The following is a 526-nucleotide window of genomic DNA, read 5'->3' as shown; positions in this document are numbered from 1 at the left end:
ACCACGACCCCAGCCGCAGCCGCCTAATCAAGATCTCTCATCCACAACTCTTGACTATTGCTCGCGCCGAGACAAGGTCTACCGGTGGACGTCACCTGTAGGACAGCCGCCTCATCCACCGTCACCGGCGGTTTCGGTGACACCGCGCACCCACTGCAGATATGGCCGTGAGCCAGCGACCACTGGCAGCGCGACGATCTCCGGGTTGGACCACTCGTGATGCTCCTTCAGGTAGCTCTCCAACTGGGGGTACGCTCCCGCACTGGACCTCAGCACCACCTGCCACTCCTGGCCGGTGCCGAAGGACCCCTCGTGCCAGAAGGCTGACTCGGCCGGCCCCACGACCTGGCCACCAGCCGCCAACCGCTTCCGCACCGCGCCCTGCACCAACCGCCGCGCGACCTCCAGACTGCCCACAGCGGTATACACATACAGGACCTCATTCATGAAGCTGACCCTACTCAGCCTCGATCCACCGATGAATGTCGGGTCGGCGGGACCCCGGAGATAGAAAGTGCCCTCTGAG

General features: G+C 64.1%; 1 protein-coding gene. It reads right to left on the bottom strand.

Going from position 1 to position 526, the window contains the following annotated elements; all coding sequences use genetic code 11:
- Positions 1-111 precede the first annotated feature (111 nt).
- The coding region (gene cutA, locus V6U90_RS33840) for a divalent-cation tolerance protein CutA (protein WP_334445282.1) at positions 112-526 on the bottom strand (415 nt) is incomplete at its 5' end.

The organism is Micromonospora sp. CPCC 206060, from assembly GCF_036906895.1.
Classification (GTDB): Bacteria; Actinomycetota; Actinomycetes; order Mycobacteriales; family Micromonosporaceae; genus Micromonospora.
The sequence above is the reverse complement of the archived record's forward strand: the minus strand, read 5'-3'. Positions and strand labels throughout refer to the sequence as shown.